The 23,796-nt window shown below is 46.7% G+C and carries 22 protein-coding genes; 16 read left to right on the top strand and 6 right to left on the bottom strand.

Annotated elements, in window-relative coordinates; all coding sequences use genetic code 11:
- Positions 1–84 precede the first annotated feature (84 nt).
- The 4 genes from IV64_RS10875 to IV64_RS10860 form a co-directional block, all read right to left on the bottom strand.
- Positions 85–2,421, bottom strand: coding sequence for an HAD-IC family P-type ATPase (locus tag IV64_RS10875; RefSeq protein ID WP_237757337.1), 2,337 nt, complete (start codon positions 2,419–2,421; stop codon positions 85–87).
- Between the two features lie 48 nt (positions 2,422–2,469).
- The gene (locus IV64_RS10870; protein ID WP_057707265.1) at positions 2,470–3,486 is read right to left on the bottom strand and encodes a glycosyltransferase family 2 protein; all 1,017 of its coding nucleotides are present in this window, start codon (positions 3,484–3,486) and stop codon (positions 2,470–2,472) included.
- Between the two features lie 255 nt (positions 3,487–3,741).
- Complete coding sequence (locus IV64_RS10865; RefSeq protein WP_057707264.1) at positions 3,742–3,939, bottom strand: hypothetical protein; 198 nt, start codon at positions 3,937–3,939, stop codon at positions 3,742–3,744.
- A gap of 141 nt (positions 3,940–4,080) precedes the next feature.
- Positions 4,081–4,371: a hypothetical protein gene (locus IV64_RS10860; protein ID WP_057707263.1), complete on the bottom strand. Its 291-nt coding sequence runs from the start codon at positions 4,369–4,371 to the stop codon at positions 4,081–4,083.
- 250 nt (positions 4,372–4,621) lie between these two features.
- Between IV64_RS10860 and IV64_RS10855 the strand changes: the two genes are divergently transcribed.
- The 7 genes from IV64_RS10855 (at position 4,622) to IV64_RS10825 (ending at position 10,733) form a co-directional block, all read left to right on the top strand.
- Positions 4,622–4,906, top strand: coding sequence for a hypothetical protein (locus IV64_RS10855; protein ID WP_057707262.1), 285 nt, complete (start codon positions 4,622–4,624; stop codon positions 4,904–4,906).
- A gap of 205 nt (positions 4,907–5,111) precedes the next feature.
- Positions 5,112–6,062 (top strand): 50S ribosomal protein L11 methyltransferase, encoded by a 951-nt coding sequence (gene prmA / locus IV64_RS10850; RefSeq protein ID WP_057707261.1) that lies wholly within the window; start codon positions 5,112–5,114, stop codon positions 6,060–6,062.
- Between the two features lie 12 nt (positions 6,063–6,074).
- The gene (locus IV64_RS10845; protein ID WP_057707260.1) at positions 6,075–6,827 is read left to right on the top strand and encodes a 16S rRNA (uracil(1498)-N(3))-methyltransferase; all 753 of its coding nucleotides are present in this window, start codon (positions 6,075–6,077) and stop codon (positions 6,825–6,827) included.
- A 70-nt stretch (positions 6,828–6,897) separates the two neighbouring features.
- Entirely contained in the window at positions 6,898–7,227 is a 330-nt protein-coding gene (locus IV64_RS10840) for a hypothetical protein (protein WP_057707259.1), read from the top strand.
- 87 nt (positions 7,228–7,314) lie between these two features.
- Positions 7,315–9,579, top strand: coding sequence for a RelA/SpoT family protein (locus IV64_RS10835; RefSeq protein WP_057707258.1), 2,265 nt, complete (start codon positions 7,315–7,317; stop codon positions 9,577–9,579).
- 11 nt (positions 9,580–9,590) lie between these two features.
- On the top strand, positions 9,591–10,037 hold the full coding sequence (dtd, locus tag IV64_RS10830; protein ID WP_057707257.1) for a D-aminoacyl-tRNA deacylase: 447 nt from the start codon (positions 9,591–9,593) through the stop codon (positions 10,035–10,037).
- A 72-nt stretch (positions 10,038–10,109) separates the two neighbouring features.
- Positions 10,110–10,733: an HAD family hydrolase gene (locus tag IV64_RS10825; protein ID WP_057707256.1), complete on the top strand. Its 624-nt coding sequence runs from the start codon at positions 10,110–10,112 to the stop codon at positions 10,731–10,733.
- A gap of 8 nt (positions 10,734–10,741) precedes the next feature.
- Here IV64_RS10825 and IV64_RS10820 read toward each other — a convergent pair whose 3' ends face one another.
- On the bottom strand, positions 10,742–11,584 hold the full coding sequence (locus IV64_RS10820) for a fructosamine kinase family protein (protein ID WP_057707255.1): 843 nt from the start codon (positions 11,582–11,584) through the stop codon (positions 10,742–10,744).
- 655 nt (positions 11,585–12,239) lie between these two features.
- Positions 12,240–13,088: an N-acetylmuramoyl-L-alanine amidase family protein gene (locus tag IV64_RS10815; protein WP_057707254.1), complete on the bottom strand. Its 849-nt coding sequence runs from the start codon at positions 13,086–13,088 to the stop codon at positions 12,240–12,242.
- Positions 13,089–13,476: 388 nt separating this feature from the next.
- Here IV64_RS10815 and hisS point away from each other — a divergent pair, with 388 nt between their 5' ends.
- The 9 genes from hisS to IV64_RS10770 all read left to right on the top strand — a co-directional run bounded on the left by hisS (position 13,477) and on the right by IV64_RS10770 (position 23,761).
- The gene (hisS, locus tag IV64_RS10810) at positions 13,477–14,760 is read left to right on the top strand and encodes a histidine--tRNA ligase (protein WP_057707253.1); all 1,284 of its coding nucleotides are present in this window, start codon (positions 13,477–13,479) and stop codon (positions 14,758–14,760) included.
- A gap of 13 nt (positions 14,761–14,773) precedes the next feature.
- Positions 14,774–16,567 (top strand): aspartate--tRNA ligase, encoded by a 1,794-nt coding sequence (aspS, locus tag IV64_RS10805; RefSeq protein WP_057707252.1) that lies wholly within the window; start codon positions 14,774–14,776, stop codon positions 16,565–16,567.
- A gap of 92 nt (positions 16,568–16,659) precedes the next feature.
- Entirely contained in the window at positions 16,660–17,190 is a 531-nt protein-coding gene (gene msrA, locus IV64_RS10800; RefSeq protein WP_057707251.1) for a peptide-methionine (S)-S-oxide reductase MsrA, read from the top strand.
- Positions 17,191–17,308: 118 nt separating this feature from the next.
- Positions 17,309–18,184 carry a YitT family protein gene (locus tag IV64_RS10795; protein WP_057707250.1) on the top strand — a complete coding sequence of 292 codons (876 nt, stop codon included), beginning with the start codon at positions 17,309–17,311 and terminating at the stop codon, positions 18,182–18,184.
- Positions 18,185–18,380: 196 nt separating this feature from the next.
- Entirely contained in the window at positions 18,381–19,526 is a 1,146-nt protein-coding gene (locus IV64_RS10790; RefSeq protein WP_057707249.1) for a CDP-glycerol glycerophosphotransferase family protein, read from the top strand.
- A 40-nt stretch (positions 19,527–19,566) separates the two neighbouring features.
- Positions 19,567–20,385, top strand: coding sequence for an ABC transporter permease (locus IV64_RS10785; RefSeq protein ID WP_057707248.1), 819 nt, complete (start codon positions 19,567–19,569; stop codon positions 20,383–20,385).
- Between the two features lie 145 nt (positions 20,386–20,530).
- Positions 20,531–21,427, top strand: a complete 897-nt coding sequence (locus IV64_RS10780; RefSeq protein WP_057707247.1) for a deoxyribonuclease IV — start codon at positions 20,531–20,533, stop codon at positions 21,425–21,427.
- Positions 21,428–21,992: 565 nt separating this feature from the next.
- Positions 21,993–23,330: an MFS transporter gene (locus IV64_RS10775; RefSeq protein ID WP_057707246.1), complete on the top strand. Its 1,338-nt coding sequence runs from the start codon at positions 21,993–21,995 to the stop codon at positions 23,328–23,330.
- 68 nt (positions 23,331–23,398) lie between these two features.
- Positions 23,399–23,761 (top strand): nuclear transport factor 2 family protein, encoded by a 363-nt coding sequence (locus tag IV64_RS10770; protein WP_057707245.1) that lies wholly within the window; start codon positions 23,399–23,401, stop codon positions 23,759–23,761.
- Positions 23,762–23,796 lie beyond the last annotated feature (35 nt).

Raw genomic sequence — 23,796 nt, 5'->3', positions numbered from 1 at the left:
CAATAAAACAAATTATAAATGTAACTCTATAATTATATCAAAAACCCATTCAAGCAGGGCGCCTGAATGGGTTTTTAAGGTGATTTATTTCATCCATGGTAACCACGGCTTTAACCCGCGGAGCAGCCAGTAGAAGAGCTGACTAGCAAGGAAGGTGACGCCCATGGTCCAAAAGAAGTTTGGAAGCGACGTCAATTGGAGACTGATGATGTTTTGCAGGAGCAGGGAGCCACCGAAAAAGGCAATTACGGATGACCCCAACAGTACGGTGCGAAAGGCGTTGAATGGGTAGCAGGCCTTGGCTAACGCGTACAGCGTGACCCAACCCGTGTAGAAGAACATCAGGCTAGTCGTTTGACCGGTGCCAATTCCTTGCCACTGAGCGATGCCATAGGTCACGATGATGCCAACGGTAATCATAATGGCGAAGTTAATGGCCCGTTTTAAGGCCCACATGATTGAACGGTTACCGAGTTTCTGATTGTTGACCTCAAATTGAAGGAAGAACGTCGGGTAGCCTTCGACTAGGGCATCAATCATTGAAATTTGAATCGGTAAAAATGGAAACGGCATGTTAATCAGCAAACAGAAAATTGACAGCGCAATTGAGTATAAACATTTCACAAAGAAGATACTGCCGACCCGGGTCAAGTTATTGATCACGCGGCGACCTTCTTTAATGATGTGTGGTAACACTTTGAAGTTCGAGTCGAGTAAGACGACTTGGGCGACGTGTTTGGCCGCGGAACTACCACTGTTCATTGCGATACTACCGGCGGCTTCCTTCAAGGCTAAAACGTCGTTGACCCCGTCACCGACCATTGTCACCTTATGGCCTTGTGACTGCATGGCTTGAATTAGCTGCTTTTTCTGAGCCGGGGTTGCCCGACCAAAAATCGCGTACCGAGTAGCGACAGCTTCAAGTTCTGACTGGGTCGTGATTTGTGACATGTCGACGTAGTCTTGGTATTGCTGAATGCCAGCTTGCTTGGCAATTTGGGACACCGCAATCGGATTGTCACCTGAAATGATTTTAACTGCAATGTTTTCACTGTCAAAGTAGGCAAAAGTGTTCGCCACGTCTTGACGAATCACGTCTTCGAGGATGACGGCCGCCACAATTTGGTTAGCCGGTAACTGGTTATTAGCCGGTGTGGTCGTGCTGTACGCCATGCAGAGGACTCGTTTACCCGCTTGTTCAGCGTCAGCCACAACGGTGGGGAGCTGATCCAAGTGGTGTGCCACTAAGACTTCCGGGGCGCCGAAGATCAACGTGCCTTGCCCATCAAAAGTAACTGAGCTCCATTTCCGTTCGGACGAGAACGGGGTGGTTGCCGTCACCGTCAGCTGTGCATCCGCAGCGTGGCCAAAATAGTTTTGTAGGGCCGTAAAGGTCGCATTGTTATCCTCCGTCGCGTTTAAAAAGGCCCGGATACCCGTTTTTAAATCAAAGGGTAGCGGCTGTGAGTCAACGGTGTTCATTGATTGAACGGAGATTTTGCCTTCAGTGATCGTTCCAGTCTTGTCCAAACAAACAATGTCGGTACGGGCAAGATTTTCCAGTGAATACAAGTTTTGAACTAAGACTTTGCGTTGGGATAATAGGACCTGACCAGAAATAAACGAGACGCTGATCAGCAGTTCCATCCCCATCGGCAAAATCCCTAATAAGGCGGTTGCGGTACTGACCACCGTGTAAGTAGTAGTCTGGTCACGCAGAAACAAAGCTTCGAGAATCAGCAGGATGCCAATTGGAAAGACCAAGTAGCTCGTAAGCCGGATGATTTTACGCATGGTCCGCATAATTTCTGAAGCGACCCCGTCACTTTTTTGAGCGGCAATTGAAATTCCGGCTGCAAAGCTATCCTTACCAACTTTAGTGGCCTGGGTGAGGGCTTTGCCGCTAACGACGAAGCTTCCGGATAATAGGTCGTCCCCAGGATGTTTAACGATGGGATCAGCTTCACCTGTCAGCAGGGATTCGTTGACTTCGACGGCACCGGATAGGACCGTTGCGTCCGCAATAATTTGATTACCAGCAGTGAGTTGAATGACGTCATCTAAAACCACGTCCGTGAATTGAATGTCACTGAACTTAGCGTCGCGTAAAACGACGGTGGTCTTATTTGAAAGAATCGATAAATCGTCAATCAACTTTTTAGCGTGGAGTTCTTGGTGAATATTAATGACCAAGTTAATACTAATGATCACTAAGTACAGTAGGTTAGTGTAGGCGTGAACACCGATTAAGCCAATTGCGACGATCAAGTAAAAGAAGTTGATCCAGCTAAATAGGCTCCGTTTAATAATTGCAGCGGTCGTCGGGGTCTCGGGGCTATTGTACCGGTTGACCTGACCACGATCGATCCGTGCCTGGACCTCGGCCGTAGTTAACCCCGTGATTGGCCGCTGAGAATTCACTTCCAATGTATTTGACACCTCCGAGTTAAGTCCGATTAGCCGCTCAGCTTATTGGAATTTGACCAGTAAGCGTGAGGCCCGGTAGCCCGTGACAGTCAGAAAACGCCCCAGTCTGGTTGGTAAATAGGTCCAAGCACTGACTGAGTGCAGGCGTAAACGCCAGTAAAGATGTTTGTCGACTGTTTTAACGTATTGCCACATGGCGTGCCGTTTGGCGAGGGCTTCGTCCGTTCCCATCAGAAGCAGGTGAACGGATGAGACGGCCAACATGACCGAAACACTCCGGTCGAGGTACGTCCGTAACTTTGATGACGGATTGTCGTTATGTTGCGTACAATCCGCAACTAACTTAGTCACGCGAATTTGTTGGTCGATGCGGCTAATCATAACGTCTTCGTTAATTGATTGATCGGCACGACCGATAAAGTAGCGGTAGAGGTCTAAATCTAAGTAGCAAATCTTGTGGACCAGCGGTAACGGCTGATCAGCAAACAGGTTGTCAACGTAGAAGGTATGTTCAGGTAGTTTAACCCCACTCCGTCGTAAAATTGCGGTTTTAAAGATCAGTGAGTGCATGATTAAGTATTGGGTGACGCCAAAGCGCTTCGTGTCGTCCCATCCGCAAATTTGGTCGTTGGGAAAGACGTGGCGGTAATTAACGACGAAGCTCTTATGTTGATAATGATTTTCGTAAACGTAATTGCAGACCAACATGTCGACGTTTTGACCATGCTTATCCCAGTCTTTAATGTGAGCGAGAACTGACTTCAGAGCTTTTTCGTCCAACCAATCGTCAGAATCGACTACCTTAAAGTATTTCCCGGTTGCGTGGGCTAACCCGTTGTTAACGGCGCCACCGTGGCCGGCGTTTTTTTGATGAATCGCTTTGACAATGTTGGGGTATTTGGCCGCATAATCGTCGGCGATGGCGGGGGAGTGATCCGTTGACCCATCATCAACAATTAAGATTTCGACCCCGTCGCCACCCTTGAGTAATGAGTCAACGCAGCGTTGAAGATAGTCCTCAGAATTGTAGCTCGGAATGGCAAACGTTAGGTACTTCATAGCTAATTTCCTCTCTGTGTTCAATAATAAAAAATCGTTTGTTAAGTTAATGTATTTGAATAAAATGCGTCAGGACGCCTTTTTCATTATATATGAAATTACGTATGAATAGCATTAAACAATGATAAATACTTTCGAATCGTAAGATTGTAAAGGTAAAGTGGATAAAATAGGGACAAAAAATGATGAGCTGAGGCAACGTCCCCCAGGCCCATCATCATTTTGCAATAATTAAGTGAGTCAAACACTTAATTTTTAGATAATTCGATTAGTTTCAACAAAAATAATGGCATCTAGTCGGACCAAGTATAAGGAAGAACTACTAGATGATTCACATTCAATCGTAGTGGCACTCGTGGATTTAACGGTGCGAATATCCAATGATTGGCCCGTTGATAGGTGGAGTGTGACGCCTAATTTTTGATCTAGTGCTTGTGTAATATAGTTTAGCAATTTAAAGCCCCCCGCAGCTCATTATGACACAAAACCAGTTGAAGAGACGCGATGGCCTGTTAAACAAATTTGCGAAACGCTTCTGAAAATGAAAAAACAGCCGAATCAGATCTGATCCGGCCGTAAAGCAATTGAATGGTATTAGCCCCACACGTGGTCCATGTGCGGAAGCTTGAGTAAACCGTCGGCAGTAGGGTCGCTAGTCCCAATCGTCTGTAAGTGCCAGACGCCGGCGTCATCCTTATTTGCAAGCACTTTTTTACGCTTGCCTTCTTCGTTTTTGTAAAAACAGTTTTCACGATCAGCGCCGATTTCACGCGCTAAAACGCGGTTAGGTGTAACGTAGCCGTCGTTAGTCTGAAACTTCTCAATTTGGTCGACACTGGTTAGTTCGTCGTGGCCGTGCCGGTAGATCTTTTCAATTAAAATCATGTTGCTTCCCCCTGAGTATTAACCTAATACGTTGTCGTTATTTTACCATACATCTAGTAGCCGTCGCTAAGGGTGGTGTCTTTTTAGTAAATATTCAAGAATTAATAATGGTTTGTTGCGAAACCGGTGGCAAATTGGTACAATAGTCGTTTAAAATCTGTTATAATATCATTCAGATATCAATAAAACGTTCGAAAAGAATTAATTTATTATTCAATCAATTTCACGTTGTGAAGGAGAGATCACCGACATGTTAAAACGCACGAAACAGTTTCTGCGATCGCAGCATTATGAATACGATAAAACATATATCCGACCGCTGATGGTGCCAGACAGCGTTTACGTGTTGAAATTCGGTAAAGACCATCGAAATAATCGCGTGGTCGTGAAGTATAGTCATACTTGGACAGGTCGCGTCAAAATCAATGAGATTGCGGTGCGATTGCATAAGCAGAAACACCCACGAATTTTTAAGCACGAAGCGGATATGGTCAAGTATTTAAATAAACATTTAACAAAACGGACGCTCGAATAGGTTTTCTAATAAGCGTCTAGGGAGCTGACCTGATCTGAAGATTGGGTCAGCTTTTTGTTTGGTTCGGCCCGCGTCTGGTTTGAATTGAAATGCTCATGACGCTTATTATATAATGGCTAAGCATGCGGCGCATCCCGTTGGTTAGTTGCGGGTGCGCGAACGGAAGCCTTGTGAATCGTTAATCAGTATTAATGGAGGAATTTAAATGAAGTGGACTGAAGTTACAGTTAGTACCTCGAACGCGGCTGTGGAAGCTGTTTCTAACATCTTAATGGAGGCTGGTGCTAGTGGTGTCAAGATCGACGATGCCTTAGATTATCAAAACTTGAAGCCTGACCGTTACGGTGAAATCATTGATTTGGATACGATTCCACACATTACGAGCGGTGCCGAAATCTCAGCGTATTTTCCAGAAACGGTCTTTGTCCCGGAAATCTTACCAACCATTAAGCAACGGGTTGCCAAGTTAGCTGATTACGGCTTGGATCCCGAACCTGGTACGGTCAGTATGGCCGCCATTTCAGATGAAAACTGGGCAACGGCTTGGAAAAAGTATTACCATCCAGTACGGGTCACACGGTATTTAACCATCGTTCCTAGCTGGGAAAGCTACACGGCAACCCAACCTGGCGAAGAAGTCATCAAACTAGATCCCGGGATGGCCTTTGGGACGGGGACACACCCGACCACTAAGTTATCACTTCAAGGATTGGAAACGGTCATCAACGGCGGTGAACACATGATTGATGTGGGGACCGGTTCGGGCGTTTTAAGCATCGCGGCCAAAGCAATGGGCGTTGGCGACGTGGAAGCTTACGATTTGGATGACGTGGCCGTTCGTTCCGCACAGGCCAACTTAGATTTGAACCCGGTTGCTAAGGACATTAAAGTTGCAGCAAACGACTTGTTAAAAGGAATTCATACCCAAGCTGACATTATTGTGGCCAACATCTTGGCAGAAATTATCATTCCACTTGTGCCACAAGCCAAAGCTAACTTAAAACGTGGTGGTTACTTCATTACGTCGGGGATCATTGATGACAAGTTCCAGACGGTCATGGACGCCATTTTAGCGGCTGGGTTTAAAATTACCCAGCATACTCAAATGGGCGATTGGCACAGTATCGTAGCGTACTTGCCAACTGATGAAGATTAGTGAGGGCGTACAATGCAACGATACTTTTTAAATGAACCCGTGACGACGACCGTTGGGCAGACGTTTGCTGTGCCGACGGATAGCGTCAAGCACTGGGTCAAAGTGATGCGCGCGCAACCCGGAGATGCCGCCGAATTCGTGACGGTCGACCATGCCGTGCTAGTGGCTAAGCTAGTTGTGACGGATGGCCGTGAAGCGACGGCGCAGGTCGTCAGTAATCAGCAGCCCCAAGTTGAATTGCCCTTGCCAGTCACGATTGCGTGCGGGTTATCCAAGGGTGATAAGCCGGAGCAGATCGTCCAGCGTGGGACCGAGCTAGGCGCGAGTGCCTTTGTCTTCTTTGATAGCCAGTGGGCGGTTGCGAAGTGGGCAGCTAGCAAACGTGAACGCAAATTAGCTCGGCTAGCTAAAATTGCCCAGGGTGCGGCGGAACAGTCGCACCGCACGATGATTCCAACGGTTAGTTACGAAGCTAGCCTTGCGCAGTTGCTCACGAACGTGCCGTACGATGCTGGCGTCGTTGCTTGGGAAGAATCAGCCAAGCAGGGTGAAAGCAGTCAGTTAGTTCAAACGTTAAAACAAATGACGCCACCACAACGCTTGCTGGCAATCTTTGGTCCGGAAGGCGGCTTGACGCCGGATGAAGTCAGTCAAATACAGGCTGCTGGCGTAACGGCAGTCGGTTTGGGACCACGGATCATGCGGGCTGAAACCGCGCCACTCTACTTGTTAAGTAGCGTTTCTTTTTGGTGCGAACTAGTGTAATTTAACGGCTGGTGGTGTACAATAAATAATCATAGTCATTTAGCAATTAAGCGTAAGTGAGGGAGTAAGTTTGACGGAGAAGTTTCTTAAATACAGTGGTCAGTATTGGCTCATTGCGTTTGTCGTTGGGGTGGTATTACCGTGGGGATTGAAGCTTGTGGGTGTCAGTCGCTTTCATCAGATCGTGTGGCTGTTATTCGTGATGGACTTCGTCTTAGCGGCAGTCGTTGGTTGGTTGATTCGTAAATCCGTACGGACGGGATGGCTAGTATGGCTATTTCCAGTCTTCTGTTTTGTCGGGTTGTACCTATTTTTTCCAACCTATGTCTATTACTTGGCATTAGTCGATCTAGGCATCTCTTACTTAGCATACGGGTTGACCGCACCTCGCGAAGATTAGTGTAAAACCGGTCACTAAGGCACGTTGGGTGAATAACTGACGTGCCTTTTATGCAATTATAATTCTGTGGAAGTCGTGGTGATATGAATGCCAAAACAACCTACTTGGACGGCTCAAGACGTCCTTAATATGGTTCAAGATTATATGAATGAAGATCACGTGGCGCTCGTAAAGCGGGCGTGCGATTTTGCAACCTATGTTCACCGTGACCAGTACCGTCAGTCCAGTGAACCTTATATTATGCATCCGATTCAGGTCGCAGGAATCCTAGCCGAGTTAAAAATGGATCCGGAGACCGTTGCGTCTGGCTTTTTACACGATGTCGTTGAAGATACCGGTGTGACGCTCGGAGATGTCGAAGAATTATTCGGTAAAGACGTCGCGGTCATCGTGGATGGTGTGACGAAACTGGGTAAGATTCGGTACAAGTCCAATAAGGAACAGTTAGCTGAGAACCACCGTAAACTGTTGCTAGCGATGTCCAAAGATATTCGGGTCATGATCGTTAAATTGGCGGACCGGTTGCATAATATGCGGACATTGCAGCATTTGCGCCCGGATAAGCAGCGTCGAATTGCAAATGAAACGTTGGAAATTTACGCCCCAATTGCTGATCGTTTAGGGATTAGTACGATCAAGTGGGAACTGGAAGATATTTCGTTGCGGTATTTAAATCCACAACAGTATTACCGAATCGTCCACTTGATGAACTCGCGGCGTGAAGATCGTGAAAAGTACATTGAAATCGCGATTCAAGATATTAAAGAAGCTTTGACGGATTTAGAATTACCGGATGCGGAAATCTATGGCCGTCCAAAGCATATCTATTCGATTTATAAGAAGATGCGTGATAAGCATAAGCAGTTTAGTCAAATGTATGACTTATTAGCGATTCGGGTCGTGGTTGACTCCATTAAGGATTGTTATGCCGTTTTGGGTGCTATCCATACCCAGTGGAAACCAATGCCTGGTCGGTTTAAAGACTACATTGCGATGCCTAAGGCCAACATGTACCAGTCCCTACACACGACCGTTGTGGGCCCCGAGGGGAAACCCCTGGAAATCCAGATTCGGACGTTTGAAATGCACCGAGTCGCTGAATATGGGGTTGCTGCGCATTGGGCTTACAAAGAAGGTAAGCGTGATGAAGTTCAAGCCACTCAATCTGGCAATAAGCTGAACTTAGTCAAAGAGATTATTGAGTTACAGGATGAAAGTAAAGACGCCGCGGACTTCATGGAAGGTGTTAAGGGTGACCTCTTTAGTGACCGGGTCTACGCGTTTACCCCTAAGGGTGACGTGACCGAATTGCCAAAGGGCGCCGGCCCGCTTGACATGGCTTACTCTATTCATACCGAAGTCGGTAACCATACGACGGGCGCTAAGGTCAACGGAAAAATCGTGCCGCTGGATTACCAGATTAAAAACGGCGACATTGTCGACATTTTGACGTCAACGAGTTCGACGGGGCCAAGTCGTGACTGGCAGAAACTCGTTTACACCCGCCGTGCACGCAATAAGATCAAACAGTTTTTCCGGAACGCTGATCGGGAAGAAAACATTGTCACTGGACACGAATTGCTAGAAAAGCAGTTACGTGAATTCGAATTTAATCCTAAGACAATCATGACTAAAGACAAACTCGATGCCGTCGCTAAGAAGATGCACTATGCCGGCGAGGATGACTTATTCGCTGCGTTGGGTTTTGGTGACATACAGCCGGTTGGGATTGCTAATCGCTTAACGAGTGACGTTCGGAAGCAACGTGAAGCCGATCGGCAACGTGAACGTGAAGAAGCGATTTTAGCTGAACCAACTGAACAGTCGCCGAAGAAGAAAACCAAAGAAAAATCAGAAGATCATGATAAAAAAGACAAGAAACGCCAAAAAGTTTCATCATCTGGTGGGGTCATTATTCAAGGTGTCGATAATTTGTTGGTTCGCTTGAGTCATTGTTGTTCACCAATCCCGGGTGATGAGATCGTTGGTTACATCACTAAGGGCCGGGGCGTCTCCGTCCACCGGGTCGAATGTCCGAACGTTCGAAGTGCTGAAGCGCAAGGCGAACGGCTCATTGATGTGCAATGGGAAGACGTTGAGGGCGACCGTACTAATTATAATTCTGACCTAGAAATTCAGGGTTATAACCGGAACGGGATGTTAAATGACGTCTTGAAGGTCATCAATAACAATACGAAGTTTTTGACTAACGTTAATGGGAAAGTTGACCATAACAAGATGGTGATTATCAGTGTTTCGTTGGGGGTTCGTAACTTGGAGCACTTACAACGGATTATTGATAGCTTGAAGAACGTTCAAGACTTGTACGTCGTTGAACGGAAACTATCTTAGGAGGACTAACGATGCGCGTCGTAGTACAACGTAGTCAGCAGGCCACGGTCACCATTGACGGCCAAATGCGGGGTCAAATCGATCACGGGTTGGTATTGTTAGTCGGTTTTAAAGATGGTGATGGTCAGGCTGAGATTGATTATTTGGTACACAAGATTATCAATTTGCGGGTCTTTAGTGATGAGGCCGGCAGAATGAATTTGAACGTCCAGCAAGTCGGTGGTGCGATTTTGTCAATTTCGCAATTTACGCTCTACGCCGACACGCGGCATGGCAATCGGCCTAGTTTTACGGATGCGGGTGATCCGCATGTGGCTAGTCAGTTGTACGATACATTTAATCAGCAGTTAGCTGAAAGTGGTGTGTCAGTTGCGACCGGTGAGTTTGGGGCCGATATGCAGGTTCAATTGGTTAACGATGGACCGGTGACGATCGTGTACGATACAGAACAAAAGTAAGTTAAAAGCTGAAAGCTCGTAATTGAGTTTTCAGCTTTTTGGTTATGACAATTAAATTTGGAGGCGTTTAAAATGCGAGAATTTTTATGGGACTTAGACGGGACACTCTTGGACACGTACCCGGCGATGGTCGCCGGTTTTCAACGGGCCGTCACTAATCTAGGCGGGACGGTTGATCGGCAGGAAGTCTATACGATGATGCGGCAGCACTCGGTGGGTTACGCCCAAGCCGAGATTGCAACCCGGTTTGGTTGGGACCAAGCCGAACTCAAAACGGGTTATCAAAAGTATGAACCGATGCTCCAAGTGGCCCCGGCCGCGTTTGATGGTGCTAAGGCAGTTTTACAACGGGTCCAAGAGGTGGGCGGTCATAATTATTTAATGACGCACCGTGACCAGAGTGCGCAACGGTATTTACAACGTGCGGGGTTAGCGACGTACTTTACTGATGCAGTCACGGCGGCGCAGCCCTTTCCACGAAAGCCGGACCCAGCGGCATTAAACTATTTACTCGATAAGCACCACGTTGACCGGACAACGGCCGTGATGGTCGGCGACCGTAATTTAGACATTGAGGCGGGTCATAATGCTGGTATCGCGGGTTACTTGTTTGATTTAGACCACTTGATTGATGTCACTAGTCAGCCAGAAGTCCAGGTTGCTAGCTTAACCGCACTATTACCATACGTGAAGTAAGCTACTGGTTAGTAACGCTGTAAAATTCGGTCGACGGCGGGGCCGTACGTCTCGCCAAATAAGTTGAGATGCGCTAATAAATAATAGAGCTGATACTGTGGCAGCCGTTCCTCAAAACCGGGTGCAAACGGGTAAACTTGTTGGTAACCGGCATAAAAGTCGTCGTCAAAGCCGCCAAAGATCGTCGTCATTGCAAGGTCCATTTCGCGGTCACCATAAAAAATGTCGGGATCGATTAAGGCCGGGGTACCAGTAGCCGTAAATAAATAGTTGCCTGACCACAGATCGCCATGCAGCAGACTTGGTTGCACGGTCTGCATGTGCCTTTCTACTAGCAGTTGTTGCCGGAGACGCTGATAGTGGTCGTCACGATTAGTTGACCATAAACCTTGTTCTTTCGCCAACTTGACTAATACATCAAGTCGTTGTTGCGTATAAAAAGTCGCCCAGTTCGTTTGCCACTGATTATATTTTGGAATTTTACCGATTGTAAAATCGTGGTCCAAACCGAAACGGGGGGCGTGATGTTGATGCACCCGTGCCACGGCCCGTCCAAGGTCAAATTGACTGCCGTGACCACTCGTTAACCAGCTTAGTAAGAGGTAGCCGTCACCGTTGATGGTCCCAGTGGCAATTACCCTAGGTGTGGTTACGACAGCTGCCAGTTTTTTTAAGCCCGTGACTTCGTGACTGAAAAAGGCTGCGCCACGCTGGGGTTGGACCTTAAGAAAGTAACGGGTCTGATCCGTTTGAACGGCGTAAGCGGCGTTAATATCACCACCGCTGACGGGTGTGACAGTTTTAATATTAGTTAACGGTAATTGCGCTAACCAAGCTGTTGATAATGACATTTAAATACCCCCCTTTAGATTGTTGTAACACGAAAACCAGGCGTTGCGACTAATTTTAGCATAGCAATAGTTGGATTGATGATAATTTTTTACTTTCTTCGGCGCTTCGCTGGCAGAATCAGTGGGCCGTGGGGTCGGCTGCAGACAAAGAACGGTCTTCCGCCTCGCTTGAAAGCCCAAAGGACGAGTCTTTCAAGTCGCCCCGCACTGTAACCTAGCAAAAAAGCGCTAGCTAACAGTGCCGACATGGCCCACTGATTCTGCCGGCTACGCTAAGATTGCTTTAAAACAAACCGGTTAAGTTTGTCAGCACCTGCAACATAGCTGAAGGTTGTCCATGATGAATCTGCCGTGAATGTGGCGTTAACCGGTGATTTTCCGGTTTACACCACCGACATCTTGAGAGACGCGGTTTTTCGGCTCTCAAGTGAGGTTCATGACCGCTTTTTGGCTTGAACCGGTCGCTATGGCAGATGAAATCATGGATGACCGGAAGCGGGAAACTTAACCAATTTTATTGGTGCTAACGTTGCTATATCAGTTAATTAGTAATCATTTTTGCTTTTTAACCTTTAAATATTCAGCTTTAAAGACCAAAAAACACCTCGGAAATATTTAAATTTCCGGGGTGTTTTTTTGGCTACTATGAGAAAAATCATTGATTGGCAAAATAAGTCGTGAGACCAGCATACACGGCGTGGGCCACCTCGTTAGGGTATTGGCTAGAGCTGATCGTCTTAAAGTCTGACTTATCATTGATATAGCCTAATTCCATGAGGACGGCGGGGACCGAGTTGTCGCGAATGACTAGGAAGTCCCCGAAGTCAACGCCCTTACTTTGAATCGGTAACGTCGAGGCGTTCTTACTGAGATCGTTAGCGAGTGTCAATGAAGTTGCCTTATGGTAATAGTAAGTTGTAATACCAGAAGCCTGGTCCTTTTCGGGCGAACTGTCAAAGTGGAAACTGATAAAGGCGTCCGCATGGAGCTTATTGGCAATTGCGGGCCGGGCACTTAAACCGACGTATTCATCACTGTCACGTGTCATGACAACGTGAGCGCCCGCAGCCCGTAACCGTTTAGCAACGACCTTAGCGACGCGCAGCGTATACGTCTTTTCCATCTTTCCCTGACTGGAGAGTGCACCGGAATCGGAACCCCCGTGACCTGGATCAAGCACGATGGTGGCTTCGGAAATTTTAGTCGTCCGCGTTAATTGGGTATTGTGTTCGTTGACGAGCCAGCTGGCAATCCAACCAAACTTATGATCCGCGTAACGAACATATAGCCAGTTGTTTTTGCGCTTAATAATGTGAACTTTGGTCCCTTTGGTTGTCGCGTCCGCAATGGCGTAGCTCATTCCGGGACCTTGGCGAATATTAACGTTTGCGATGTTCACCGTGGCGGTATTGTTCGTGGCGAGTAGGACAACGAAGCCAACCACGAGTCCGATGAAGACCACCGAAACAGTTATTTGGCGCCAAAATTTTTTTAACACTTGCATGAATAGGTCACCAACTAAATTTAGTAATTGCGTTCTTCAGAATACTTTACCCAGTATACCAAAAAAATGATTTTTCGGCGGTAATTGCCATTATTTTACGAGCATCAGTTGACATTTCGGCGGTTTTCGTGTAGTTTTAATCGTAAGTTAATAAATCGACCGCAGAGAAAGTAAGAGCATTGTGCAACGCGTTAACCAGAGACCGGTAGTGCTGAGAATTCCGGATTGCGAGCAATGAGGAGACGCTTTTGAGGTGAACGGAACGTTCCGCCTGTGATTACAGACGTTATCAGATAGTACTCATAAAGGTGGTACCGCGCTAAAAGCGCCCTTGATTATATTCAGGGGCGTTTTTTTTGTCGATTTGATTAGAAGGAGGAAGTAACTAATGAGATACCAACGGCCAAAGGGCACCGCAGATATTTTACCCGGTGATAGTGAAAAGTGGCAGTACGTTGAACAAACGGCTCGCGACTTATTTAAGACCTATCAATTTAAAGAAATTCGCACGCCAATGTTTGAAAACTTTGAAGTTTTCTCACGTTCGGCTGGTGACACGTCCGATATCGTGACTAAGGAAATGTACGATTTTCACGACAAGGGCGACCGGCACGTGACGCTCCGGCCAGAAGGTACGGCTGGCGTTGTCCGGGCTTTCGTGGAAAATAAATTATACGGTCCACAAGTTTTAAAACCTTATAAGGTTTACTACATGGGACCAATGTTCCGTTACGAACGGCCCCAATCAGGTCGGCTCCGTGAATTTCACCAATTAGGTGTGGAAGCTTTTGGGAGTGAAAGTGCCGCGTTAGACGTTGAAGTCATTGCGATGGGTTATAACCTACTTAAAAAGTTTGGCCTGAACGATTTAAAACTGGCCATCAATACGTTGGGTGATCAGCAAACGCGGGATGATTACCGGCAAGCACTGATCGATTACTTGGAACCACACTTTGAAGAATTGAGTGATGATTCTAAGGAACGGTTACACAAGAACCCATTGCGAGTCTTAGATAGTAAGGCGCCAGAAGACCAGAAGTTTGTGGCGGATGCGCCTTCAATTCTGGATTACTTAACGCCAGAAGCTAAGGACCACTTTGACCAAGCGAAGGCTTACTTGGAAGCTTTGGATATTCCTTATGAAGTTGACGCGACGATGGTGCGTGGGCTGGATTATTATAACCACACGATTTTTGAAATCATGACGAACTCGAAGTCACTTGGTCAAGGCTACACGACGATTTGTGCCGGTGGCCGTTACAATGGGTTAGTTAAAGAACTCGGTGGCCCCGAAGTATCCGGTGTCGGGTTTGGTCTTGGGGTTGAACGGCTATTGGTCTTGATGGACGCTGAAAACGTCACCGTCCCAACGGATGATTCGTTGGACGTTTACGTTGTTGGGATTGGTGAAACCGCTAGTGCCACGACCCTTAAGTTGGTTCAAGCTGTCCGGGGAGCCGGTTTTACGGCTGAACGGGATTACTTGGATCGTAAACCGAAAGCACAATTCAAGAGTGCTGACCGTTTGAATGCGCGCTATACGATGACGGTTGGTGAAACCGAAATGGCTGATCAAGTCGTAAATATGAAGGAAATGGCAACTGGTGAAGAACGCCAAGTTGCCATGGCCGATATTTTTAACCATGTTGATCAAATTTTAACTAGCAAATAAGGAGGAATTTTTAATGAAAAGAACGACTTATGCGGGCCTAGTTAATGAAGATTATTTAGGTCAAGAAGTCACTTTACAAGGCTGGGTACAAAAACGCCGGGACCTTGGGAGCCTGATCTTTATTGATTTACGGGACCGTGAAGGCATCGTCCAATTAGTTTTTAGTCAAGAATTTTCACAGGACGCCTTGGACGTTGCGGATCAATTACGTAGCGAATACGTGATTGAAGTTCAAGGAAAAGTGGTTGACCGAAACGCCGATGCAATCAATGATCGGATGAAGACTGGTAAGGTGGAAGTTGAAATCCACTCGGCTAAAATCTTAAACAAGGCCAAAACCCCACCATTTTACATTCAAGATAACATCAACGTTTCAGACGAATTACGGTTGAAGTACCGTTACTTAGACTTACGTCGGCCTGAAATGCAACGCGGCTTGAAGATTCGTAATGGAATCACTAAGGCAGCGCACCGTTACTTTGACGATAACGAATTTTACGATATTGAAACGCCATTTTTGACAAAATCAACACCAGAAGGGGCCCGGGACTACTTAGTACCATCACGGATCTACCAAGGTCACTTCTACGCGTTACCACAATCACCACAACTCTTTAAGCAGTTATTAATGGGTGCCGGTTTCGACCGTTACTACCAGATTGCCCGTTGTTTTCGTGATGAAGACTTACGTGGAGACCGTCAACCTGAATTTACGCAGATTGATATGGAAACGTCCTTCTTGACGGCCGAAGAAATTCAGTCGTATACGGAAGGGTTAATCCAAAAAGTCATGAAAGACGTTAAGGGGATTGACATTAAGGCACCATTCAAACGGATCACGTGGCAAGAATCCATGGACCGCTTTGGTTCTGAAAAACCTGACATTCGTTTCGGGATGGAATTAAAGGACATGGCGGATGCCGTTAAGAACGCTGGCTTTAAGGTCTTTGACAGCGCCCTCGAGGCTGGTGGCCAAGTTAAAGCCATCGCTGTACCAGGTGGTGCTGACAAGTACTCCCGTAAACAGATCGATGCCTACACGGAATACGTAAAGCGCTTTGGTGCAAAGGGCTTAGCCTGGATGAAAGTTACCGAAGACGGCTTTAGTGGTCCGGTCGCAAAATTCTTTAAGAATGATGGCGACTTTGAAGCCATTACGACGGCGGCCGAAGCTAAAGCGGGTGACTTGTTGCTATTCGCTGCGGACAAGTTCAAAGTCGTTGCGGACACCCTTGGTTACTTGCGGAAAGCCATTGCCAAGGAATTAGACTTGATTGACGAAAATCAATACGCCTACTTATGGGTCGTTGACTGGCCACTCTTTGAATACGATGAAGGGATCGAACGTTGGGTACCAGCGCACCATCCATTCACGATGCCAAATGAAGAAGATGTTCACTACTTAAACAAAGGTGAAGATCCTCATAAAGCACACGCACAGTCTTACGACATCATCCTGAACGGTTACGAATTAGGTGGTGGGTCAATCCGGATCCATACCCGTGAATTGCAAGAGAAGATGTTCAAGGCGCTTAACTTCACTAAGGAACGTGCACAAGAACAGTTTGGTTTCTTACTAGATGCTTTAGACATGGGCTTTCCACCGCATGGCGGTTTAGCAATCGGGTTAGACCGTTTCGCAATGTTGTTATCTGGTAATGACAACATTCGTGAAGTGATTGCCTTCCCTAAGAACTCCAAGGCTTCCGAACCGATGACGAACGCACCGGCAACGGTTTCCGACCAACAATTGGCCGACTTGGATCTTCTGATTACGAAACAACCAGACGAAGAGACTCAAGACTAAGTTATTTCAACGAAAGAACGTCCAATCCAGCGATTGGACGTTCTTTTTGGTTAGTGTTAAATTTATATTAAAACTTAATTGGAGGAATCTTAATGGAAACAGCGATTTTTGCGGGCGGGTGCTTCTGGTGCATGGTGAAGCCGTTCGATCAGCTAGCTGGGATTGAGCGGGTCGTTTCGGGTTATACTGGCGGCCACACGGAGAACCCCACTTATCAGCAAGTAAAGGCGCACACGACGGGCCATACTGAAGCGGTTAAAATTACGTTTGACCCTGAAGTAATCAGTTACGCGCAATTGGTCGAGATTTATTGGCATCAGACTGACCCAACCGATGCGATGGGTCAATTTCAAGACCGGGGTGATAACTATCGTCCGGTCATCTTTGTTAACAGTCCGGCCCAACGTCAGGTTGCTGAAGCCTCAAAAGCAGCGTTGCAAGCGAGTGAGCGCTTTGAACAGCCAATCGTGACGACCATTGAAGACGCGGGACCGTTTTATCCGGCCGAAGCGGAACATCAACAGTTTTATAAAAATAATCCGGTCGTCTTTGCTGAACAAGAAGCGGGTGGTCGGGCTGACTTTGTGGCTAAAAAGTGGGCGGCAACGCCGAAGGTTGATTAATAAGATGTGGATTTGCTGAGAACTGTGAGACTTCTGGTAGAAAATTGTAAAACCGCGTCAGTTAGCGGTTAAGCGTGTTACAATAGCGAAAGCAAAAACGTAAAGGAGTACTCAATTCATGGATGATTTTCAGCAGTTATCCAAGCATCATCGTGACGTGGTCAAGGCGTCAACGGCCTTCATCTACGCCATCCTAGTGTCTATCGCAATGAATTACTTTTGGACACCAGGGCACATTTATTCATCCGGGATTACCGGTTTAGCCCAACTGTTTAATAGTTTAATGTCCAAATTCTTACCATTTGAACTGTCAACCGCGGCACTGTTGTTCCTGTTAAACGTGCCAATGTTTATTATCGCGTGGCGTTCAATCGGTCATCGGTTTACGATGTATACGTTTTTAGCCGTTGCCTTGTCTAGTATTATGATTAAGGTGATCGCGCCAGTTGGTTTGACACATGACCCAATCATCTGTGCGATTTTCGGGGGTGCCGTGAACGGTTTTGGGACCGGGACCGCACTTAAAAATGGCATTTCGACCGGTGGACTGGATATTATCGGGATCGTCTTGCGCCGGAAGACGGGCCGCAGTATTGGGACCATTAATATGGCGTTTAATTCAATCATTATCGTGGCGGCCGGATTCGTTTATGGCTGGCCATACGCGTTTTATTCCGCCTTGGGCCTCTTTGTGAACGGTCGGGTCATTGATATGACTTATACGCGCCAGCAGAAAATGCAGGTGATGATCATTACGAGTCGACCGAAGACGGTGATCGATAGCGTGCAGAACCGGATTCGCCGTGGGGTGACCATTGTGCATAATGCTGAGGGTGCTTACCAACATGACGATAAGACGATTCTTTTTACAGTGATTACGCGTTATGAGATGCCGGAATTGAAGGCTGCAATGGCAGAGTCAGATCCACACGCCTTTGTCAGCATTTCGGATACGGTTAAGATTTTGGGTCACTTTTACGAGCCTAAACCATAGAGCATTGCAATTAATTGAGATATTATTAATAACGGGACTAGTAGCAGAAGGCTACGGTCCCGTTATTTTTGGGTATAACAATTAAATTTATCAAATGTAAATTAATTATTAAACAACGATAAAGTAATTCATGTTTAGAACGGTTGCAAAAGTAAAATATGATATAATCAATTGTTGGATTTGACAGTGTGAAAGGGTGGCCGGTTTGAAAAAAGAAATCTATGTCTGGCTAATTAGAATTGTTTCGTGGTTAGCGCACTTTAAGACATCGAACCACGTCATTTATTTAATGAGTTTCGCGGATAACCTTGATTTTATTCGACAACTGAATAAACGGGTGGACAATCGGTTGACGGTTTACTATTTGCCGTCTGCGCAGTCGGGCGCGGTCAAGCTTGTAAGGGATGGCATCGCAACGAAGGCTTTTCATGATTCACTGGGGTTCATATTTACTGGCATTCCAGTGTTGACGCGCGCAGCGGACTTGTACGTCGATAACTACTACGCTTTTACGGCGGGAGTCTACCGGCACCGTCATCAGCGGGTGATTCAACTATGGCACGCTGGCGGGGCCGTCAAGGCGTTTGGTTGGGGTGACCCGCAAACTTCTGAACGGTCGGCCAGTGATCAGCGTCGTTTTCAAGCCGTTTATAATCACATTACGGACTTTGTCGTTGGTTCTGATAAAATGGGCCAAGTTTTTGCGGACAGTTATCACGTACCAGTGAGCCGAATGCAAACGTTGGGTTATCCACGCTCAGACCGTTACCGACAAACTGGGTGGATTGCGGCCACCCGAACAGCAATTTATGAGCAGCACCCTGAATTGAAGGGCTGTGAGTTGATCTTGTACGCCCCAACTTATCGGGCGGGGGTCCGATTTGACTTGCCAACGGATTTTAAGTACCTTCACTTGGCACCTAATCAACGGCTGGTCGTGAAGTTACACCCGCACTTAGCTGAGCAAGCAGCGGCGTTACGGGCACAATATCCGGACCTGATAACGGCGGTGCCAGAATTTAGCACCGATGAGTTGTTAACGGTCACCAATACGTTAATTAGTGACTATTCGTCCGTTATTTTTGACTATGCGCTCTTGCCAAATTGCCAGAAAATGGTATTCTATGTTTTTGACTGGCAAAGTTTCAATCAAGCGGTCGGGCTGCAGGCGGATTTCAAAGCCTGGGCGCCGGGACCGATGGTGACAACGATGGCTGCGCTGAATGACGAGTTAGCAGCACCCGCCGTAGCACCGCGGGTCGCAGCGTTTAATCAGCTGTGGAACACGTATAATGACGGTCACGCGACTGAGCGGACTTTAGCTTACTTTTATCCAAAATAAACTAGTTATGTCACAATGAAAGATAGGGAGTGTCAGTGCCTTGAAAGAGGTCGTATCAATTATTAAGGAACAATTCCAGAATTGGGGCATCATTTGGCGGATCTCCAACTATGAAGATCAAGCTAGCTATCAAAACCATTACTTGGGATTGGCCTGGGAATATTTATACCCGTTAATTCAAATCGGGATTTACTGGATCGTCTTTAGTGGTGGCTTTAAAAAAGGTAGTAATCTTGATGGTGTGTCCTATTTAATGTGGATGGTTATTGGGATTACCCCTTGGTTCTTCATGAACCGGGCAATCTTGGACGGTTCTAAGAGTATCTACCAGCGAGTCAACATGGTGTCTAAAATGAAGTTTCCGGTTTCGGTATTACCTTCGATTCGGATTATTGGTAATTTAAACTCCTTCTGGACGATGCTGGTGTTTTCAATTGCACTGGGCTTCTTTAACGGCGTTTACCCAGCTGTGCAGTGGTTGCAATGGATCTACTACTTCATTTGTATGATGGCGCTGATGTTTGCGCTTAGCATCTTTAATTCAACCGTTTCCGTGTTAGTCCGGGATTGGCAAATCTTATTGCAATCCTTAATGCGGATGCTGTTCTACTTGTCAGGTGTTTTGTTCAACTTCCAAACAACTGGTTTTCCAGCGCCATTTGTCCGAATCTTACAGTTAAACCCGTTCTTCTACGTGATCAACGGATTTCGGAACTCGATGTTCCACCAAGGGTCAGACAGTTACATGTGGAGTCAGCCGATTTTAACCCTGATTTTCTGGGGCGTCGTGCTCTTCTTCTTGTTAGTTGGGTCGCACCTGCACTACAAGTTCCGTTCCCGTTTCGTCGATATGATTTAATTTTAAAAATATAATGGTTGCGTCGGGTAATGCCGAAGTAACCATTTTTTTGTATAATGAAATAGGCGTACTATTTAGTTGGGTACCGGGTTGATTTGGCAATTAGACCAGTGCAATTTTAATCATAAGTGAAGGATGGGATGTTATGTTACGACTTGGATCACACGTATCAATGAAAGCACCAAAGATGTTGCTGGGTTCCGCGGAAGAAGCGGCCAGTTACGGAGCGAACACCTTTATGATTTATACGGGCGCACCGCAAAATACGCGCCGGAAACCAATCGATGAATTAAACATTGCCGCGGCGCAACCGGTTATCGCGGCCAATGATTTGCAACAGATTGTGGTTCACGCGCCGTACATTGTGAACCTTGGTAATACGACCAAGCCCGGGTATTTTGAGTTTGCAACGGACTTCTTGTATCATGAAATCGAGCGGGCTGAAGCGGTTGGGGCGACCCAATTAACCTTGCATCCCGGCGCTCACGTTGGTGCGGGTGCCGACGTTGCCATTGCCCAAATCGTGAAGGGCTTAAATGAAGTGATTCGCCCTGATCAAAAGATTCAAATTGCCATTGAAACGATGGCGGGCAAAGGGACTGAAGTTGGCCGGACGTTTGAAGAAATTGCAGCCATGATCGACGGGGTCACGTACAATGAAAAACTGTCGGTAACGTTTGATACGTGTCATACGAGTGATGCGGGCTATGACATTAAAAATGATTTTGACGGGGTCTTAAATGAGTTTGATCACGTGATTGGGCTGGACCGCTTAAAGGTTGTTCATTTGAACGATTCCAAGAATCCCCAGGGCGCCCATAAGGACCGCCATACGAATATTGGAATGGGGACCATTGGCTTTGACGCCTTGAACTACGTTTGTCACCACCCACAACTAGATAATATTAGTAAAATTTTGGAAACGCCGTACGTTGGCGAGGACAAGAAGCACCAACACGCTCCTTATAAGTATGAAATTGCCATGCTACGGGCTGGTCAATTCAATAAAAACTTACTTGATGACGTTGAAAATGAGCGGTAAAACATACTAGTAGTCAAGTTGATTTGTCATCTGATCCGGTCGTCACTGATGACATGCGGTCGTGGGACCGGGTCAAGCCTGAGAAGCGTCTTGCCCCTCGCCCGGAACGATTGCAAAAATCGCAATTGTCCCGGACCGTCCGTGGTCTAAGACCGGAAAAATTCACCGGTCAAAGGCCACCTTCACGACCGATGCCATCAGTGACAACCTTTGATTGCACAGTGATATAATGGGTGGATTTGAGCGGAGTCGATGTTCTCAATCGTAGTGTGGCCGGAAACATTCCTTCACAGGTACCAATCCTACTCGACGAAGCGGATAAACGGTAATTTAAGGCCTTTCAATTTTTAGGCATGATAATGTTAAAAGCAAGTTAAATAGACGTTCTGGCTAAACGAGGTCAGAGCGTTTTTTGTATGGCCTCACTGTTAGCCCGCGTAGTGACGGTGACAGCTTAAAAAATGATTATTAAATTAATTTGAAAAAAGCTTCAAATTTTTCCTTGCCTTGCAGTAGCTTCAAGGGGCTAAACTGCACTTATTCACTTAAAGACAAGGAGCATGACATGACAAAAAACAAACGTTTTGACTGGATTCTATTAATTATTCTATTTAGCTACTTTATGATTTTGCTGGATAATTCGATTATCTTTACGGTGACGGTGAAAATCGCCCAGGAATTGCGACTGAACCAGCAGACCCTGTCCTGGGTCAGCAGTGCGTATTCGTTGACCTTCGGTGGGTTCCTGCTGCTTGGCGGTCGCGCTGGGGACTTGTTTGGTCGCCGCCGAGTTTTTGAAATTGGCTTGGTTATCTTTGGGCTAGGTTCCCTGATCGTGGGGTTAGCGTTCAACGCCCCGATGATTATTGCCGCCCGTGCTTTTCAGGGGATTGGTTCAGCCATTTTAGCACCCACAACGCTGGCTATTTTAATGGATACTTATGAGGGCCCGGCCCGGGTTCGCGCGATTGCTTATTATGGTGCAATGGCGGGGATTGGTGCTAGTGTGAGTTTAGTAATTGGTGGCATTTTTGCTAGTTTACTAACTTGGCGGGTCGGCTTTTTCATCAACGTGCCCATCAGTATTTGGATGCTTTACTTGGCGATTCGTCATTTGAAGGCCGACCATGGTCAAGCTGATGGCAAACTCGACTGGGTTGGTACGATTACGTCGCTTATTGGGATGAGCGCCCTAGTTTATAGTATTGTTGGGACTTGGGCGAAGCTGCCAGCCTTAGTTTTAGCCGTTGTGATGTTAACGGGGTTCATTTATCAGGAATGGAAAACGGCGCAACCAATTATGCCGTTACGATTGTTTGCAGACCGTGAACGGGTTGGAGCGTATCTCGGCCGGTTCCTGTATTTGGGCGCGATGTTGGGCTTTTGGTTCATTACGCCGCAATTGATGCAAAATCAATTAGGTTTTAGCGCTTTGATGGCGGGCGTTGCCTTCTTCCCGTTAACCATTGTGAACTTCATTGTGGCGTTGCAAGTCGCGCGCTTGACGGCTAAATGGGGGAACGGTGGTTTACTGGTGACTGGAATTGGTCTGACATTGTTAGGGATGTTCTGGCTGAGCTTCTTTGCGCCGAGCATTGGCTACTGGGTGGGAATTGCGTTGCCGATGGTCGTTATTGGGGTTGGCCAAGGCTTAGCACTTAGCCCGTTCACCGCAGCTGGTGTTGCGCATACTCAGGGGGCCGATGCTGGGGCGGCTTCTGGCGTGGTCAACGTGATGCACCAAATTGGTGGCTCAGTGGGCTTGTCGATTTTAGTTGCGGTTCAGAATATGACTAATAATTCGGTACTTGGTTTTAGAAACGCCATTTTAACCGGATCAGGATTATTGCTCTTGGCTTTGTTGGCCGCAATTTTCTTAATTGTTCCGGGGGAAAGAAAATAATCCTTGCCTTAATGTAACTGCAAGGTAGTAGGGTAAGCGTATGTTGATAATGAATGCGGGTGATTATAATGGAAAATGAATTAATTAAGGTATATCGAAACTATAATATGGCACTAGCGGCAGACGACGTTGAACAACTCGACCAACTGTTAGCCCCACAATTTACACTGACGCACATGACTGGCTACGTTCAGCCACGAGCGGAATGGCTTGGCGAAATCAAACAAGGTCAGATGGCTTACTTTGACTCACAAGAAGAGCACGTCACCGTTGATAAGCTGAGTGATGGTTGGCAAGTTACTGGTGAAAACCGGGTGACGGCTTCGATCCATGGAAGTACCCGGCATGCTTGGCCGCTGAAAACGGTCATGTCGATTCAACGGTTGGCGGGTCAATTACAGATTACCGCCGCGGTTGTGACAACGTATTAGAAGACAGGTTCATTTTGATACGAAAGATTAGAAAT

The organism is Lactiplantibacillus xiangfangensis (assembly GCF_001438845.1).
GTDB lineage: Bacteria > Bacillota > Bacilli > Lactobacillales > Lactobacillaceae > Lactiplantibacillus > Lactiplantibacillus xiangfangensis.
Note: the sequence above shows the minus strand (reverse complement) of the source record. Positions and strands in the feature narration are given on the sequence as shown.

Coding starts and splice junctions, on each gene's coding strand:
- IV64_RS10855 (WP_057707262.1), top strand. CDS start 4,622: ATGTTAAAACGCACGAAACAGTTTCTGCGATCGCAGCATTATGAATAC.
- dtd (WP_057707257.1), top strand. CDS start 9,591: ATGCGCGTCGTAGTACAACGTAGTCAGCAGGCCACGGTCACCATTGAC.
- aspS (WP_057707252.1), top strand. CDS start 14,774: ATGAAAAGAACGACTTATGCGGGCCTAGTTAATGAAGATTATTTAGGT.
- prmA (WP_057707261.1), top strand. CDS start 5,112: ATGAAGTGGACTGAAGTTACAGTTAGTACCTCGAACGCGGCTGTGGAA.
- IV64_RS10870 (WP_057707265.1), bottom strand. CDS start 3,486: ATGAAGTACCTAACGTTTGCCATTCCGAGCTACAATTCTGAGGACTAT.
- IV64_RS10860 (WP_057707263.1), bottom strand. CDS start 4,371: ATGATTTTAATTGAAAAGATCTACCGGCACGGCCACGACGAACTAACC.
- IV64_RS10780 (WP_057707247.1), top strand. CDS start 20,531: ATGTTACGACTTGGATCACACGTATCAATGAAAGCACCAAAGATGTTG.
- IV64_RS10825 (WP_057707256.1), top strand. CDS start 10,110: ATGCGAGAATTTTTATGGGACTTAGACGGGACACTCTTGGACACGTAC.
- IV64_RS10820 (WP_057707255.1), bottom strand. CDS start 11,584: ATGTCATTATCAACAGCTTGGTTAGCGCAATTACCGTTAACTAATATT.
- IV64_RS10845 (WP_057707260.1), top strand. CDS start 6,075: ATGCAACGATACTTTTTAAATGAACCCGTGACGACGACCGTTGGGCAG.
- IV64_RS10770 (WP_057707245.1), top strand. CDS start 23,399: ATGGAAAATGAATTAATTAAGGTATATCGAAACTATAATATGGCACTA.
- IV64_RS10815 (WP_057707254.1), bottom strand. CDS start 13,088: ATGCAAGTGTTAAAAAAATTTTGGCGCCAAATAACTGTTTCGGTGGTC.
- IV64_RS10775 (WP_057707246.1), top strand. CDS start 21,993: ATGACAAAAAACAAACGTTTTGACTGGATTCTATTAATTATTCTATTT.
- hisS (WP_057707253.1), top strand. CDS start 13,477: ATGAGATACCAACGGCCAAAGGGCACCGCAGATATTTTACCCGGTGAT.
- IV64_RS10835 (WP_057707258.1), top strand. CDS start 7,315: ATGCCAAAACAACCTACTTGGACGGCTCAAGACGTCCTTAATATGGTT.
- msrA (WP_057707251.1), top strand. CDS start 16,660: ATGGAAACAGCGATTTTTGCGGGCGGGTGCTTCTGGTGCATGGTGAAG.
- IV64_RS10795 (WP_057707250.1), top strand. CDS start 17,309: ATGGATGATTTTCAGCAGTTATCCAAGCATCATCGTGACGTGGTCAAG.